This is a genomic window from Amycolatopsis sp. M39 (assembly GCF_001651785.1).
Taxonomy (GTDB): Bacteria; Actinomycetota; Actinomycetes; order Mycobacteriales; family Pseudonocardiaceae; genus Amycolatopsis; species Amycolatopsis rubida.
Genome location: NZ_LWSF01000029.1, coordinates 33,940 through 49,789 on the forward strand (window position 1 = coordinate 33,940; position 15,850 = coordinate 49,789).

Here is a 15,850-nt window from a genome sequence, read left to right on the forward strand (position 1 = left end):
CATGTCTCGCTGGGTCGTGCACTTGGACCTCGACGCGTTCTACGCCTCCGCGGAGCAGCTCACCCGGCCGACGCTGCGCGGGCGCGCGGTGGTCGTCGGCGGCACCGGACATCGCGGCGTCGTCGCTGGCGCGAGCTACGAATCCCGCGAGTACGGCGTGCGGTCGGCGATGCCGATGTCCCAGGCTCGACGGCTGCTTCCATCCGGCGGCGTGGTGCTGCCGCCGCGGTTCCGGTTGTACGAAGTCTTGAGCAAGCAGGTTTTCGACGTCGTCGGCGAGGTCGCGCCGGTGCTGGAACGGATTTCCCTCGACGAGGCGTTCGCCGAACCGCCCGTGTTGGCTGGCGCGCCGGTCGAGCAGGTGACCGAGTGGGCCGAGGACTTGCGGGCGCGGATCCGGGAGCGGACTGGGCTGACTGCGTCGATCGGCGCGGGGACGGGCAAGCAGGTCGCGAAAATCGGGTCGGATCGTGCGAAGCCGGACGGTCTGCTTGTCGTGCCGCCGGGGACCGAACGCGAGTTTCTGGCTCCGCTGCCCGTGCGCGCGCTGTGGGGGATCGGACCGGTCGCGGAAGCGAAACTGCGCACGATCGGTGTCCTCACCTTGGGCGAGCTTGCCGCGTTGCCGGAGCCGGACGCGGTGTCGACGCTCGGTGGCGTGGTCGGTCGCGACTTGCGGCGGCTGGCGAGCGGGTTCGACGACCGACCGGTCGCGGAACGGGGCGAAGCCAAACAGGTGAGTGCGGAGACGACATTCGACGTCGACGTGGTCGATCTCGTCCGATTGCGCGCCGAGGTGAGGAAAATCGCGGTTGGTGCGCACTCACGGCTGGTTAAAGCGGGCCGCGTCGCGCGCACGGTGGTGATCAAGCTGCGGCATACGGACATGAGCACGGTGACTCGCTCCGAGACCACTGCGTCGCCCACTGATGACCTCGAACAGCTTGCGGCTACCGCAGAACGGTTGTTGCTCGACCCGCAAGAGTTCGGCGGAGTACGGCTGGCGGGCGTCGCGTTCAGCGGGCTTTCGGTGCCGCATCAGGACGCGTTGTTCAGCTTGACCGTGCCCGCTGCGGCGGAGGAGCCGGTGGTCACTTCGGCACCGTCGCCGGGCGGGAGCGCGCCGGTGTCGTCGTCGGGATGGCGGCCCGGCGACGACGTGGTGCACGCCGAGTTCGGCACGGGCTGGGTACAGGGTGCGGGGCACGGCCGGGTGACGGTGCGGTTTGAGACGCGCACATCCGGTCCGGGCGTCGCGCGGACGTTCGACCAGACCGACCCGGCGCTGGCTCGCGGAAAGCCCGCCGACTGCCTAGCCTGAGCGTTTCGCCTGGTCACGACCGGGTGTTAACCCACAAGAGTGATGAGGAAGGATGTGCCGGGCAGTCGGGCAAAGGGGATGATCATGACGAACATGCGCCGCGCCGCCGCCCTCGCCGGGGTCGCGCTGATGCTGGCGGCGTGTGGGAGCGAAGCCGCCCCGCAACGGTCCTCGGCCGGGCCGTCACCGTCGTCGTCGGCGGCCGCTTCGCCGGATTCGTTCACTGTCGTGGCGACCGGGGACGTGCTGATCCACCCGCGGCTCACCGAGCAGGCCGAGGCGGACGGCGGCGGGAAGATCGACTACCGGCAGCTGTTCGCCGGGGTCAAACCGCTGGTGTCCGGCGCGGATCTGGGGATCTGCCACCTCGAAACGCCGCTCGCGCCGGAGGGTGGGCCCTACAGCGGGTATCCGTCGTTCAGCGCGCCGCCGGAGATCGCGGACGCGTTGAAGGACACCGGATACGACACCTGCTCCACCGCGTCGAACCATACGCTCGACCAAGGCGCGGCGGGTGTGCAGCGGACGTTGGACAAGCTCGACCAGACCGGGCTGAAGCACACCGGGTCCGCGCGTTCGGCCGCGGAGGCGGGGAAACCGCTGATCCTGGACGTGCACGGGGTCAAGGTCGCGCAGCTGTCTTACTCGTTCGGGTTCAACGGGATCAAGCGGCCGGCCGGGAAACCGTGGCTGGCCAACGAAATCGACCCCGGTGAGATCCTCTCCTCGGCGCGCGAGGCGAAGGCGGCCGGGGCGGAGGTCGTGATCGCGAGCCTGCATTGGGGCGTTGAGTACCAGCATGACGTGACTGCTGAGCAGAAGCAGCTGGCGCAGAAGCTGACGGCATCGCCGGATCTCGACCTGATCGTCGGGCATCACGCGCATGTGGTGCAGCCGTTCCAGAAAGTCGGCGGCAAGTGGGTGGCGTTCGGGCTCGGCAATGAGGTCGCGCGGCATGACGAACCTCGCGGATCCACGGAGGAGGGGGTCGCGGCTCGGTTCCGGTTCAGCCGGGCAGGCGGGAAGTGGACGGTGGACAAGGCCGAGTACGTGCCGACGCTGATCGACCTCGGACCGCCGATCCGGCTGCGGGACCTGACGACCGCGCCGCCGACTGAGCGCGGGAAGGATGCGCTCGCGAACACCGACAAGGTGGTGCTTTCCCGGGGCGCAGGGGACGACGGGTTGAGCCGACCGGGGCGGTGACGGTTTCTGGGCCGGTCGCGGCCCAGGGCGGTGGGGTGCTGGGCGCTGCGTTGGGTGCGTTGCGTGCACCCGGCGCGGTGTTGGGGAGATCGCTTGGATGCGCTTGAGGTCACCGTGGGATGAGCCCTGTGCCGGTGTCAGGGCGATCGCCCTGGTCGGGCGGTCGTCTGCCCAGGGCGGTCGTTCTGGTCGGGCGTCCGCCCTGGTCAGGCGGTCGTCCGGGGCGGGCGATCGATCGAGTTGGGCGGTTGCCCTGGGTGAGTGTCCGTCTTGGTTGGGCGTTCGCCCGGCTCGGATGGGGGGTCGGGGGCGGACGATCGTTCGGGTTGGATGGCCGCCCTGGGCAGACGGTCGCCCTGGTTGGGTGGTCGCGGGTGCCGGGTGTGTCGGGCGATTGCCCTGGTTGGGCCGGTCGCCGTGGGTGGGGGATTGGCTGGCGTAGCGCGGTGCTTGGGTTGGGCGATTGGCCGGGGCGGATGGTCGCTCGTCTTGGGCGGTCGCCCGGGGCGGACGATCGTCCTGGTTGGGTGGTCGCCCGGTTCGAGCTGGGGCCTGGGGCGGACGACCGTCCCGCGCTCGCGTGTCAGGTGGTTGCCCGGGGCGGACGGCCGTTCAGGTCGGACGGTCGTCCTGGGCAGATGATCGCCCGGGGCGGGCGGTTGTTCCGGTCAGTGGTCCCGGCGGGTGATGAGCTGGGCGATCGCGGTCAGTTCCGCCGTTGCTCGCGGGGCTGGGTTGGCGGCGGTCAGGGCGGTCAACGCGTCAGCGAGCAGTTCGTCCGCTTGGGTGTGGCTCCAAGATCGGCCGCCGGCTTCGTCGACCAGAGTCGCGGCTTTGGCGAGGCAGTCCTCCGGTAGTGGTTGCCGGTACAGCATCGCCAGTTCCTGTCCGGCTGACGTGCCTGAGGTGAGCGCCGCGACCACGGGGAGGGATTTCTTGCGGCTGCGCAGGTCCGAATAAACCGGTTTTCCGGTGACTGCCGGGTCGCCCCAGATGCCGAGGAGGTCGTCGACGTGTTGGAAGGCCAGGCCAAGCGATCGGCCGAAGCGGCCGAAGCGTTCGACGTGCTCGCCGCGGCCTCCGACCACCAGTACGCCGAGTGTGCATGCCGCGCTCAGCAGGGCTGCCGTTTTGCCCTGTGCCATCTGGACGCATTCCGCCACTTCGACGTTCGTTCGCTGTTCGAACGCCAGGTCCTCGTGCTGGCCGTGCAGCAGGTCCAGTACCGCGGTGCTCAGCAGGCGGGCGGCGGCTGGGCCGTCTGGGGACAGGACGTCGAAGGCCAGGGTGAGCAGGGAGTCTCCGGCCAGCACGGCTTGTCCGGTGCCGAAGACGGTCCATGCGGTGGGTCGGTGCCGCCGGGTGCGGTCGCCGTCCATGACATCGTCGTGCAGCAGCGAAAAATTGTGGGCCAGTTCGATGGCCACCGCGGCGGGGATCGCGTCTTCCGGGTCTCCGCCGCTGGCCTCCGCGCACAGCAGTACCAGTGCCGGGCGCAGGGCCTTGCCGCCGGAGGCGCTCGTGGCGGTTCCGGTTTCGTCCCACCAGCCGAGGTGGTAGCCGGCGATCCGGCGCATCGCCACGGGCAGCCGGTCGACCGCCGCCCGCATCGCCGGTTCCCATCGGCTCCGGCTCCAGTCCAGCACCTCGGTCACGGAGCGGGCCCGGGTGCGCGCGTCCACCGTCGTCATCGGTCTTCCGCTTCCGGACGCAGCGCCGCGGCCACAGTGGACAGTGCGGAGGGGTTCGGGACGATCACTGCGAAACCACCTAACGTCGAAAACGCCGGGACACGGCGGAGCGGTGTTTTCCGGGAGAGGAATGCGAATCGTAAGCGGTGCCGCGCATCAACATAGCAAGGCGGATGATCTCGACAATCACTCGATCGGGTAGCCGAGTGCGATTCACCTGTTTGCCGAACCTCCTTTTCGGACATTGCCGGTGCTGTTGTCCGGTCGACAACGATAAGTGCGTCACCGTGAGTCTGCTGCCGTAACCCGGTCGAGTGCGCGCGACCGGTATCCGAGCTTTTTCCTTGCCAGGCAAGAGCAATGGGGGGAACGCGTATCCGGGCCGCTGCTCCGATCCGGCGAACCCCGGCGGCCGCGGACGGCCACCCGGCTGAATCGCGGGTTTCTCCGTTGTCTGTTCCGGAATCGGCTGGATAGCGTCGGCCAGCGTATTTCCCGCGCGAAAGGAACCGGATGAACGTCTACGTGACCGGGGTGTTCTGGGTCGTCGGCGCGGCGATCGCGGCCGCGGTGATCGGCTATCTCGTCCGGCGCTTCGGCTGGGACGAGGGCCGCCGCGACAACAACGACGCCGCGGGGCAGGTGTTCACCATCGTCGGCGGGCTGCACGCGGTGCTGGTCGCGTTCGTGCTGATCTCGCTCTTCGACGCCGTCACAGCGACGCGCGAGGGTTCCTACGCCGAGGCGGAAGGCCTGGTCGCCGCCACCTGGTCGGCCCAGGCGCTGCCTGGCGACACCGGCGAGCAGGTGCGGCATCTGGCCATCGCGTACGCGACGACGGTGTCGAAGCAGGAATGGCCCCGGCTCATCGACGACGGGCCGCTCCCGGACACCGGCTGGACGCAGCTCGACCAGATGCGCCGCGTCGTCGCCGGCGCACAGGCCAGCGACGACTGGACGAACGACCGGAAGAAGGACGCCGCCGACCAGCTCTGGCAGGTCTACCAGGCCCGGCAGACCCGGCTCACCGGTGCGGAAACCGACGGCGTCGGCTCGGTGATGTGGTTCGCGCTCATCCTCGGCAGCGTCATCTCGATCCTGCTGCCCAACCTCTTCGGCGGCACGCGGATGGCCGCGCACCTGGTGATCGTGTCGACGCTGGCCGGTACGATCGTCCTGCTGTTGTACGCGATTTACCAGCTGCAGAATCCTTATGCCGGAGGCGCGAATGTGCATCCGGACGCGTTCACCTCGGCGATCTCGCGGCTCGGCTGACCGGTGCGAGGTTCCCGGTACCTGACTGTGGTGGCCGCCGCGGCCGCGGTCGCCGGGCTGCTCGTCGCGTCCGGGTGGCTGGCTCCGGCCCGCCAGCGCGCGGCCGCGACGTCCTGCCGGGTGCTCCAGGTCGAAAGCCGTGATGGGAGGTCGTCCGGCATTGTGCGGCTGACCTTGCCCTCCGGCTCGCGACATCTGTTGCACCACAGTCCCTTCGCACTGAATGCCATCGCGTATTCGGCGGCGCAGGACGTGACGTACGGCGTCGCCGACGGACGCTTTCACGACGGCTGGCACGCGGTGCGGATCGACTCCGGCGGCGAGTTGACCGACCTCGGCGCGGTCGGCCGCGAAACGCACCACGGCGTGTGGAGCTGGGTGACCGGCGCGACGGCCGGGGCGATGTCCGGCAATTCTTGGTACGTGAAGCGGGCGACCAGTCTGTACACAGTGGACGTTGACCCTCGCAGCTCCGGCTATCTCACTGCGACCGGGCCGGTGTTGCTGCATCCGTGGTGGCTCGCGGCGGGCGTCGACGATTTCGCGTACAACCCGGAAGACGGTCTGCTGTACGGGGTTTCGTCCACGGGCGAGGGCGCGGTGGTCACGGTGAATCCGGTGAGCGGGAACGTCGCGAAGGTACCGGGGGAGCAGTTTCCGGAGGCGACTTACGGTGCCGTCGTGTTCGGGCCGGACCACAAGCTCTACGCGACCGCGAACTGGATCGACGGGCGGAGCGTCACGTACCGGCTGGACGACGACGGCGCGGTGGAGGTGAGTACTGGACCGCCGTTGGCGATGTCCGACGGTGCCGGGTGTTTGGCGGAACCCCCGCCGCCGCCTCCACCGCCCCCGCCACCTCCGTCGTCCTCGGCCCCGCCGCCGACCTCGCCGCCTCCCTCGTCGCCGACGTCCCTGTCCCCGACGCCGTCGACCACGCCGTCCCTGTCCCCGCCGCCGTCCTCGGCGAGCCCCACGCTGCCGCCCTCATCGTCAACGCCGTCCTCCCTGCCACCCACCATGCCGAATCCGGTCATCCCGTCCCCGCAACCGCCGGACGTGATGATCCGGCAGATACCGATGCCCCAACCCCCGGCACCGCCACGTGCCGAGCCGGTGAAGGCCATCCAGAAACCGCCCGAGAAACGCGCGGCGAAAGCACGGAACAACGTCAAGAAGCAGCGGCGCTGGGGCATTACGGCGGTCCTGCTGATCGTCGGGGGAGGTGCAGTAGCGGCTCGAGCACGGCGTGCTCGTTAACGCGGCAGTCGTCTCGATGACGGACGTTGTCCAACTTGGCCGTCAAGACTTCCTCTGGCGTCGAAACGACGCCAGAGGAGGAGAAAGCCGATGAAAAGCGTGAAGATCGGGTTGGTCGCGCTGGTGCTGCCGCTGGCCGCCGCGGGACCGGCCGAGGCCAAGGGCCGCCCGGACGACCATTACCGGGTGCGGGCCGGGCACACGCTGCAGGTGCGTGGCGACGCTCAGCGCGACGGTGCGGTGGTCCGGCACACCGATCCTGGACACGGCGCACTGGTCATCGGCCCGGACGGATCGTTCCGCTACACGCCCGCCGCCGGGTTCACCGGCCGCGACACGTTCACTTTCACCGTGAGCGACGCGGTCCGGCTGTATCCGACGGACTTGCCGCCGTTCGGCACTGTCGGTGGCGTCAAGATCACCGGCGGCGGGTACGGGTCGGCGCTCACTCCGGTGCCAGGTTCGCGCGACGAGTTCTACGGGCTCACCGACCGCGGGCCGAACGTCGACGCGCCGGATGGGTCCAAAGTGGAACCGCTGCCGTCGTTCACGCCCGCCATCGGCAAGTTCCGGCTCAGGGGCGGGAAAGCCGTACTGGAGCGGAATATTTCGCTGCGTGCGGCCGATGGGTCCCCGTACAACGGCCAGGTCAACACCCTGGCGAACACCGGCGAGACCATCGTGGACCTCAGCGGCGCGAAACTGCCCGCGTCGCCGAACGGCTACGACTCCGAAGGGCTCGTCGCGCAACGCGACGGGACGTTCTGGGTATCGGACGAGTACGGCCCGTTCATCACGCACTTCCGCGCGGACGGCCGTGCCGTCGAACGGCTCTCGCCGTTCGACGGTTCGCTGCCGGAGGAACTGAAGAACCGCGTGCCGAACAAGGGTGTGGAGGGCCTCGCGCTCACGCCGGACGGCCGGACACTCGTCGGAATCATGCAATCCGCGCTGCAGCAGCCGGATCTCACGAAGAAGCCCAGTAAAGTTCCTGCGCTGCGGATCGTGACTGTCGACCTGAAGACCCGTGCCACGCACGAGTACGCCTATCTGCTCGACAACCCGGGCGAGACCAGTACCGCGGTCTCCGAGATCACCGCGCTGTCGGCCACCCGGTTCCTCGTGGACGAGCGTGACGGTAATGCCGAGCCAGGCGCGTACAAGAAGCTGTTCGAGATCGACCTGAGCAAGGCGACCGACCTCGGATCGGCGGCGAAGGTGCCGGGCGCGACTTACGATGCGGCCAAGGGCGGGCTGCTCGTCGACGGTGGCAAGAGCATCGAAGCGTACGTCGGCAAGGCCACCACCGCGGAGGCCGCTGACGCGCTGGCGAAGGTCGGTGTGACGCCCGCGGCGAAGAAGCTGTTTCTCGACGTCGGCGGCCTGGTGACCGGGCTCGACCCGAGCGGCGGCTTCTTCGGTCACGACAAGGTCGAAGGCGTCGCGACGACCGACGGCGGCCGCACCGTGGTGATCAGCAACGACAGCGACTTCGGCATCGACGGTGTCGCGAACTCGGTGGCTCCCTACACCCTGCACGCCAAGACGCAGCCGAACGGCCGTCAGGACGATGGCGAGTACCTGAAGGTGGACATGACGAAGCTGCCGGCGCGGACGCGCACGCTGACGGTGACCGTCGACGTGCGCTGAGGACCGTCAGTACTTGAACTGATCCACGTTGTTCTGCGTGATCAGCAGGGGATCGCCGAGCAGGACCGTCCGGGTGGCCGCGTCGTAGCGCACCGCGGGGAGCTCCGGGCTCACGTTGTTCTTGGGCCGCAGCGGGGTGCCGGTCGCGAGCTGCTCGGCGGTCCAGGCGGTGAGGTAGCCGAGGGATTCGACGTTCCACAGCACCGTCATGGAGCAGGAACCGTCGACCAGGTACGGCTTCATCGTCTGCGGCGTGCCGGTGCCGACGGTGAAGACCTGGCCGATCTTTTGCTGATCACGCACCGCTCGCGCGATGCCGGGCGTCGCCGTGGTGCACTGGCCGATCATGCCGGTGAGCTTCGGATGCCGGTTGAGGATCTCCTTCGCCAGCTTCGTGGCGGTGGTGGTGTCCTCGTCGGCGTACACCGTCTCGACCAGCTTCGCTTGCGGATAGCGTTGTGCCGCATACGTTTTCTCGGCTTCGATCCACCAGTTGAGGTTCGCCGCGGCGTGCCCGCACGAGACGATCGCGTACTCGCCGGTCCCGCCGGTTTTCTTCATCAGCGAGTCGACCAGCGCCGAGCCGATGCCCTCGGCCGTCGTCTGGTTCACGAAGACCTCGCGCTGGGAGCCGGCGGCGTCGGTGTCGGTGGTGAGCACGTGAATGCCCTTCGCCCGTGCCTCCGCGATCGTCGGGGCCAGCTCCGCCGGATCGTTCGGGGCGACCGCGATGACGTCCACGCGTTTGGCGATGAGCTGGCGCAGGATCGCCGTCTGCGCGGCCGGATCGACCGACGCGGGGGCGCGGAGGAACCACTTCGCGCCGAGCCGGTTGGCGGCCGCCATGCCGCCGGCATTCATCGCGTCGAAGTACGGGATGCCGCCGATTTTCGGCACGAAGGCGATTTTCGCCGGCTCCGGGGCCGAGTCCGACAGGACCGGCGAGCAACTGCCCGCCACCGCCGCCGCGGTCGCCACCAGCGCCGCGCCCAGCACGAGCGTTGTGGTCCGCCCTCGCATCCCCCACCGTTCCCCGGCTATGTGACCTGGCAGCCGAAGGTAGGGCCAGTGGCGGCAGGGGGTCAACCGAACGCGACCAAACGGTTACGCAAGCGAGTTCAACCGCCGGACGGCGCAGCCTCCTCTCCGCCCGCCGGACACGTCCCGTCCTGGGGGAGTTCACCGGTCAGCAGGTAGTGCGCGGCCTTGTCGTCGACGCACGGGTTGGGCTCGTTGAGGTAGGCCGCGTGGTTGCCGCCGCCGTCGACGAGCAGGCTCGACCCGCGCAGCACCCGGTGCATCCGCTGCGCGCCGACCAGTGGCGTCGCCGGGTCGTCCTTCCCCTGCAGCAACAGGATCGGCGGAACGGAAGCCGACCCGATCCGGACCTCGGGCGTCGCCGGGACCTGCCAGAACGCGCACGGCGCGCTGTACCAGCTGTTGAGCCAGGCGAACAGCGGCGCGGACGTCGCCGACTTCGCGGTGTCCGCGTGCCAGGCCGCCCAGGTGCGCGGCCAGCCCGCGTCGGCGCAGTTGTAGGCGAGCTGACCGGGATCGACCGCGTACTGGGCCTGTCCGGCGGCGACGTTCAGCCCGGCCGAATCCCCGCCGCGGTGGCTCGCGACCGCCTGCATCAGCGACGGCCAGGCCCAGTCGCCGTACATCGCGGACGCCAGCAGATCGTCCAATTCGGACACTCCGGTCTTGCCGTCCGCCGGTTGTGCCGCGAGTTTCTCGCGCAGCTCGCTCCACGCGGCCTTGACCTCGGCCGCGGTGGTGCCGAGGTGATACGTGCTGTCGCGCGCCGCGGTCCAGGCGAACAGTTGCCCGGCCCGCGCTTGCAGGGCCGCGTTTTGCTGGAATTGCGTGTGATACGTGGTGACCGTCGGGTCGACGACGCTGTCCAGGATCATCCGGCCGGTGTGCGCCGGGAACAGGGTCGCGTACGTGGCGCCGAGCTTGGTGCCGTAGGAGTAACCGAGGTAGTCGATCTTGTCCTTGCCGAGCGCTTCGCGGATCCGATCCATGTCGCGCGCCGCGTTCTCGGTGGTGACCTGCGGCAGCAGGTCTTTCCCGTTCGCCGCGCAGTGTGCCGCGATCTGCTTGGCCAGGTCCTCGCGGTGCCGCTCCTGCGGCAGGTCTGCCGGTTGGTACGGCGCCGCCGGATGCGGCGCGAGTTTCGAGGTGTCGCCACAGGAAACCGGTGTGCTCGCCCCGATTCCGCGCGGATCGAAGCTGAACACCGCGTACTGCTGAGCGACGTCCTGCGGCAGCTGGCTGAACACGAGCTTCTCGGTGCCCAGCCCGGACGCGCCCGGTCCGCCAGGGTTCACCAGCAGGAAATGCGGCGAGCTGAGGCTGCCCATGCCGGACACGGTGAGGGTGATCTGCTTCCCGTCCGGTTTCGCGTAGTCGAGCGGCACCCGCAGGCTCGCGCACGACACCTGCCGCGGCGTCCCGGCCGGGCACGCGCCCCACTTGAGCGAGGACGTGCGCGCGCTGGCGGCCGGGGCGCTGAGGAAGCTTCCTAGAAGGAGAACGAGGACGAATGCGGTGGCGCACCGACGCGCCGAGTTGATCACCACACTTCCGGTTATACCGATTCGCCGCAGCGGCCGGGCGACAGTCATCACATCGGGCGACCTTGTGCGGCAGATACCCCGCAGGGGTATAGTCGGCGGCATGAACGAACACCAGCACGGCGCGTCTTGGTCCACCGCCGCCCAAGCGACGCTGCACTGCCTCACCGGCTGTGCCATCGGTGAAGTGCTCGGCATGGTTCTCGGCACCGCGTTCGGCCTGCACAACGCGGCCACTGTGGTGCTGTCCATCGTGCTGGCGTTCGTCTTCGGCTACGCCCTCACCATGCGCGGCGTGCTCAAGTCGGGCCTCGCGCTCGGTGCCGCTTTCAAGGTCGCGCTCGCCGCCGACACGGTGTCGATCGCGGTTATGGAGGTCATCGACAACACCGTCGTCGTGGCGATTCCGGGAGCGATGGACGCGGGATTGTCGAGCGGTTTGTTCTGGCTGTCGCTGGTGTTGTCGCTCGCGATCGCCTTCGTGGTCACGGTTCCGGTCAACAAGTGGATGATCGGCCGCGGACGCGGGCACGCCGTCGTGCATGCCCACCACCATCACTGAGCCTCAGCAGGCGGGCACGGCCGCGTCGGCTCGGAGGTGGGCCCCGGACACATAGTGCCCGGGGCCGATCCGGTTCCAGCGGGTCGTTCCGTCCACCGAATCACCTCGCACGGAACACTCGATCGGCACCTGAGCGGCATCGGCGGCCAATCCGGCTGGCGGCGCGTCGTTGCTCGCGGACGTGCGCACGACCAGCGGGGCTCCGCCGGTTACCACGCCGGTGGCCGGAGCACTGCCGGTCCACAGGAAAGTGACGTCCACGTAGCTGTTGCCGTTGAGGCCGAGACCGTCCCAGAACGTGCCGTCGGCCAGGTCGAGACCGGCTGGATTGCGCACGGTGCGGCCGCGTTCGTCCTTGCCGCCGTTGAAACCGTCTTGGTAGGCCGCTTGTGCTTCCGGCACGCCTTGCGGCAGCGAACCGAACGTCGCGCGCCGATCGGCGGGGTTCCAGTAGTCGTCGTGTTCGTTCCACGGCCCGACATCCCACACGGGCGCGTATTCGCAGCGCGTGCCGTCGGTGCGGCAGACCCGGACGGTGAAGGTCCCTCTTCCCTTGACGGACACCGTTTTCGTCGACGGGAGCGCGACGAAATGGTCTCGTTCGGTGATCCGGTGCCCGCTCGAGGTGGTGCCGCCGACGAGTCCTTCGCGGGTCGCGTAGAGGCGGTAGGTCAGCGGTCTGTCCAGCACTCGCCTGCCGTGCTGGGGTTTGGCCCAGGCGGGAGCTGGAGTCGACAAAGCGATAACAGTCGCTGCGAGAAGGACGTGACCAGCCGCTTTCGGAGTGTTCATCAGCGCATCGTGGCCCGGCGCGCGGGTTTGGCCGCGCAACCGGGCCCGCGCGTCAGGCGGACACGATCCGGTGCGGTCCGGTCTTGCGCGGCCGGTCGTCGACCGGGGCGTCGGCGGACAGTTCGCGGCGGATGGCCCGCGCGCGTTCGGCGTAGCCGCGGGACCGTTCCGGCTGGCTGAGCGCGGAGTGGAGTTCGCCGAGGAGCTGAGATACTTCGGCTTCGGATCGGCGGTCGCCGTTGCGGCGGTGCACGCTCAGCGAGTTCACCAGCAGCAGCTGCGCGTGTGCGAGATCGCCGCTGTACAGGCACAGCGCGCCCAGGTTCTGGTTCGCGTAGCCGACGCAGTGGTCGTCGCCGAGATCGGTGAACACGGCGATGGCGCGCGTGACGTGTTCGCGGGCTTCGGCGAGGTTGCCCTCGCGCTGGTGCAGGAGCCCGAGTCGTTGCAGCGCATGGGCTTCCCGGTGCCGGTCGCCGATTTCGCAGGACAGCTCAAGGGCGTCGGTGTACCAGCGGCGCGCGGTCGCGTAGCACTTGCGCGCGACCCAGATCGAGCCGACCGCGATCCGGATCACCGCTTCGCCGTGCGGATCGCCCGCCTCGCCGAACAGCCGGAGCGCTTCGTGGCAGGGTTCGAGCGCGCGGTCGGTCTGGCCTTGCATTCGCAGCACGGTGCCGAGGCCGGCGTAGGCCTCGCCGAGTCCTTGCTGGTCGCCGATTCGGTGGTACAGCTCGCGTGCTGCCTCGAAGGCGACCATCGCGTCCGCGTCGTTGTCTTGGTACAGCAGGACTTGGCCGAGGTTGCGCTGGACGACTGCCTCGCCGCGGATCGCGCCTGCCCGGCGCGCCGCTTCCAGTGCGATCAGGTGGGTGGCGTGCCAGTCGTCTTGGTGGCCGCGGAGGTCGAAGTACGGCGTGAGGGCCACGGTGAGCCGCCAGGTCAGGTCGTCGAAACCGCGTTCGGCGGCGAGCCCGACGGCGGCGACGCAGGTGGCGCGTTCGGCGGCGAACCAGGCGGCGGGGTCGGTCAGCAGCCGGTCCGCTTCCGGCGGCGGGGCCAGGTCGGTGTCGTCGTGGTACTGGCCGAAGAAGTGGATCGGCATGCGTTCGGCGGCTTCTACCGCCAGCGCCAGATATCCCTCCAGCACGCGGCCGATCGCGGTGCGGGTTTCGCCGGGCTCGGCCAGTTCCGCGGCGTAGACGCGCAGAAGGTCGTGCAGGCGGTAGCGCGGCTGTCCCGCGACGTCGGTGGCGACCAGTTCCACCAGGTGGGCGTCGACGAGCACGTCGAGCACGTCGTCGGCGGACGGGCGGCCCAGGACCGCGGCGACTGCCCAGGCGGGGAACTGCACCGGGCCCAGCGCGCCCAAGCGGCGGAAGGCCGCGGCGGCGGACATCGGCAGGAGGTCGTAGCTCAGGGTCACGCTCGCCCGGACGGCCAGATCGCCGACGCGCAGCTCGTCCAGGCGGCGGTGCTCGTCGTGGAGACGGTCGGCGAGGATGCGCAGGGACCAGGTCGGCCGGTGGGTGAGCTTGGCTCCGGCTACCCGGATCGCGAGCGGCAGATGCCCGCATTGGCGCAGGATCGCCGCGGCGTCTTCGGGTTCGGCGGCGACCCGTTCGCGGCCGACGATGCCTTCCAGCAGGCGCGCGGCTTCCGGCTCGGGCAGGAGGTCGACGTCGACCGGCATCGCGCCGGCGAGGTCGGGCAGGCGGATTCGGCTGGTGACCACTACGGCGGACGCGCCCGCGCCGGGCAGCAGCGGACGTACTTGGGCGGCGCCGCCCGCGTCGTCGAGGACGATGCACATCCGGCGGCAGGCGAGCTGGGAACGCAGGAGCGCGGAGCGTTCGGCCAGATCTCGGGGGAGGCCGGAGTCGGGGATGCCCAAGGCGCGCAGGAGTTCGGCCAGTACGCTCATGGGCGAGCGTGGCGACGACGAGGTTCCGGCCAGGTCTACGTGTAACTGCCCGTCTGGGAAAACGGTGCGGACGGCGTGCGCTACCCGTACGGCGATCGAGGACTTGCCGATGCCTGGTGCTCCGGAGAGGACGACGATCGTGGGGCGTTCCGCTTCGGCGTGCTGGCGGAGTTTCGCGACCAGGTGCTCGGTTACTTCGCCGCGGCCGGTGAAATCGGGCAGATCCAAGGGGAGTTGGCAGATCGGCGGGACCTTGGCGCAGGGGACTTCGAGGGTGGTGCGGAGTTCGCGGAGTGCGGCACCGGGGCTCGCGGACAGTTCGTCGGCGAGGGTTTGCTCGACTAGCTCGTAGGCTTCCGCGGCTTCGGTGGTGCGGCCCGCGTCGCGTAGTGCGGTGATCAGGTGGTGCCAGAGTTCTTCGCGCAGCGGGTGTTCGGTGACCAGGGCGCGGAGTTCGGCGATGACTTCGTTGTGCCGGCCCAGATCTAGCCGGGCGCGCAGGCGTTGTTCTTGTACAGCCAGGCGTAGTTCGTCCAGGCGAGCGACGGCGGGGCCCCAGGTGGGGTCGTGGGGGAGGCCTTCCAGTACTTCGCCGCGCCAGAGCGAGTGTGCTTGATCCAGCAGGGCCAAGGCGGTTTCCGGGTGGTCTTGGGATTCCCAGGCTTGGGTGGCGAGGCGGGTGAAGAGCAGGTGGTCGAGTTCGTCTTCCGGGACGGTGAGGAGATAGCCCGAGGCGCGGCTGGTGATGCGGTCGGCCAGGTCGGCGGAGGTTTCCGCCAGGCGGCGGCGGAGGGAGTGGACGTAGGTGCGGATGTTGGCGGCCGCGGAGCGGGGGGCGGTGGTCGGCCAGAGGACCTCGACCAGGGCTTCGGTGGACACGACGATGTTCGGCTGGAGGGCCAGTGCGGCCAGCAGCAGGCGGGGCTTCGGGCCGCCCAGCGGTACGGCCCTGCCCTCGGCGATGACCTCCAGCGGCCCCAGGATCCGGAAGGTCAGCGAAATCAATTTACCCGCCTTGGCGGCAAGGTCCCCATGGTCGGCATGCTAGGAGCGTTTGGGTCGGTTAGCTAGATCCGCTGGGGGAGGAATACCCCATATGGGGTGATATCGGGGGTGGATGTCATCAGGTGTTCGGCTGGGGTGGGGTGAATTGTTTTCATGTGCGGGCTGAGGGGGCTCGTCGCCTGGCGGCGACATTGGCCCGGTCGCTGGCGTGGGGCACCCCGAAGGTTGATTGTGCTGACGGGGGGCTTCGGATCGGGGTGCGGGGGAGGGGCTGGGTGTCTCGACAGTTGGGTGCGTTGGTGCGGTTGGGGGTCTTGATGGTCGGGTGCGTTGGTGCGGTTGGGGGTCTTGATGGTCGGGTGCGTTGGTGCGGTTGGGGCGCGTCAGATGCACCGAACGCCACATTGGGTGCGTGGGATGCACCCGCCACATTGGGCGCATGCGGTGGTGGCCGGGGGGAGCGGTCGGCGAAGGGGGCGTTGCGGGAATCTGGGTCTGTGAAGGGGTCCCTCGCGGGGGTGGCGGCAGGTCGTGAGGGGACCTCAGGGAATCAGGGTCTGTGAGGGTTCCCCTCGCGGACGCTTC

Annotated in this window: 11 protein-coding genes; 6 read left to right on the plus strand and 5 right to left on the minus strand. The window is 69.3% G+C overall.

Translation table 11 applies throughout. The features are described 5' to 3' along the window. Position 1 precedes the first annotated feature (1 nt). Both A4R44_RS38335 and A4R44_RS38340 read left to right on the plus strand, forming a co-directional pair. The gene (locus A4R44_RS38335; protein WP_067592232.1) at positions 2–1,321 is read left to right on the plus strand and encodes a DNA polymerase IV; all 1,320 of its coding nucleotides are present in this window, start codon (positions 2–4) and stop codon (positions 1,319–1,321) included. Between the two features lie 78 nt (positions 1,322–1,399). Next, the gene (locus tag A4R44_RS38340) at positions 1,400–2,527 is read left to right on the plus strand and encodes a CapA family protein (protein ID WP_369806028.1); all 1,128 of its coding nucleotides are present in this window, start codon (positions 1,400–1,402) and stop codon (positions 2,525–2,527) included. A gap of 668 nt (positions 2,528–3,195) precedes the next feature. Here the strand turns inward: A4R44_RS38340 and A4R44_RS38345 are convergent. After that, a complete protein-coding gene (locus tag A4R44_RS38345; protein WP_067592234.1) occupies positions 3,196–4,218 on the minus strand; it encodes a family 2 encapsulin nanocompartment cargo protein polyprenyl transferase in 1,023 nt (340 codons plus the stop codon). A 513-nt stretch (positions 4,219–4,731) separates the two neighbouring features. Between A4R44_RS38345 and A4R44_RS38350 the strand changes: the two genes are divergently transcribed. From A4R44_RS38350 to A4R44_RS38360, 3 genes are all read left to right on the plus strand, one after another. After that, the gene (locus tag A4R44_RS38350; protein ID WP_067592237.1) at positions 4,732–5,493 is read left to right on the plus strand and encodes a DUF4239 domain-containing protein; all 762 of its coding nucleotides are present in this window, start codon (positions 4,732–4,734) and stop codon (positions 5,491–5,493) included. Between the two features lie 3 nt (positions 5,494–5,496). After that, positions 5,497–6,753, plus strand: coding sequence for a hypothetical protein (locus A4R44_RS51960; protein ID WP_067592239.1), 1,257 nt, complete (start codon positions 5,497–5,499; stop codon positions 6,751–6,753). A 90-nt stretch (positions 6,754–6,843) separates the two neighbouring features. Further along, positions 6,844–8,403, plus strand: a complete 1,560-nt coding sequence (locus A4R44_RS38360; RefSeq protein ID WP_067592242.1) for an esterase-like activity of phytase family protein — start codon at positions 6,844–6,846, stop codon at positions 8,401–8,403. Positions 8,404–8,409: 6 nt separating this feature from the next. Here the strand turns inward: A4R44_RS38360 and A4R44_RS38365 are convergent, their stop codons facing one another. Together A4R44_RS38365 and A4R44_RS38370 are read right to left on the minus strand one after the other, a co-directional pair. Continuing rightward, on the minus strand, positions 8,410–9,423 hold the full coding sequence (locus tag A4R44_RS38365; RefSeq protein ID WP_067592245.1) for an autoinducer 2 ABC transporter substrate-binding protein: 1,014 nt from the start codon (positions 9,421–9,423) through the stop codon (positions 8,410–8,412). A 98-nt stretch (positions 9,424–9,521) separates the two neighbouring features. Next, the gene (locus A4R44_RS38370) at positions 9,522–10,988 is read right to left on the minus strand and encodes an alpha/beta hydrolase (protein WP_067592247.1); all 1,467 of its coding nucleotides are present in this window, start codon (positions 10,986–10,988) and stop codon (positions 9,522–9,524) included. Positions 10,989–11,085: 97 nt separating this feature from the next. On the opposite strand from A4R44_RS38370, the gene A4R44_RS38375 reads away from it, so the two are divergent. Continuing rightward, positions 11,086–11,544: a DUF4396 domain-containing protein gene (locus tag A4R44_RS38375; protein ID WP_067592248.1), complete on the plus strand. Its 459-nt coding sequence runs from the start codon at positions 11,086–11,088 to the stop codon at positions 11,542–11,544. Between the two features lie 3 nt (positions 11,545–11,547). On the opposite strand, the gene A4R44_RS38380 is transcribed toward A4R44_RS38375, so the two are convergent. Together A4R44_RS38380 and A4R44_RS38385 are read right to left on the minus strand one after the other, a co-directional pair. After that, on the minus strand, positions 11,548–12,336 hold the full coding sequence (locus A4R44_RS38380) for a hypothetical protein (protein ID WP_338080392.1): 789 nt from the start codon (positions 12,334–12,336) through the stop codon (positions 11,548–11,550). 52 nt (positions 12,337–12,388) lie between these two features. Continuing rightward, positions 12,389–15,265: a BTAD domain-containing putative transcriptional regulator gene (locus A4R44_RS38385; protein ID WP_067592253.1), complete on the minus strand. Its 2,877-nt coding sequence runs from the start codon at positions 15,263–15,265 to the stop codon at positions 12,389–12,391. Positions 15,266–15,850: the final 585 nt, after the last annotated feature.

Excerpts from the sequence above, each read along its gene's own strand:
- A4R44_RS38335 (WP_067592232.1), top strand. The coding sequence starts at position 2 with ATGTCTCGCTGGGTCGTGCACTTGGACCTCGACGCGTTCTACGCCTCC.
- A4R44_RS38340 (WP_369806028.1), top strand. The coding sequence starts at position 1,400 with ATGATCATGACGAACATGCGCCGCGCCGCCGCCCTCGCCGGGGTCGCG.
- A4R44_RS38345 (WP_067592234.1), bottom strand. The coding sequence starts at position 4,218 with ATGACGACGGTGGACGCGCGCACCCGGGCCCGCTCCGTGACCGAGGTG.
- A4R44_RS38350 (WP_067592237.1), top strand. The coding sequence starts at position 4,732 with ATGAACGTCTACGTGACCGGGGTGTTCTGGGTCGTCGGCGCGGCGATC.
- A4R44_RS38360 (WP_067592242.1), top strand. The coding sequence starts at position 6,844 with ATGAAAAGCGTGAAGATCGGGTTGGTCGCGCTGGTGCTGCCGCTGGCC.
- A4R44_RS38365 (WP_067592245.1), bottom strand. The coding sequence starts at position 9,423 with ATGCGAGGGCGGACCACAACGCTCGTGCTGGGCGCGGCGCTGGTGGCG.
- A4R44_RS38375 (WP_067592248.1), top strand. The coding sequence starts at position 11,086 with ATGAACGAACACCAGCACGGCGCGTCTTGGTCCACCGCCGCCCAAGCG.
- A4R44_RS38380 (WP_338080392.1), bottom strand. The coding sequence starts at position 12,336 with ATGAACACTCCGAAAGCGGCTGGTCACGTCCTTCTCGCAGCGACTGTT.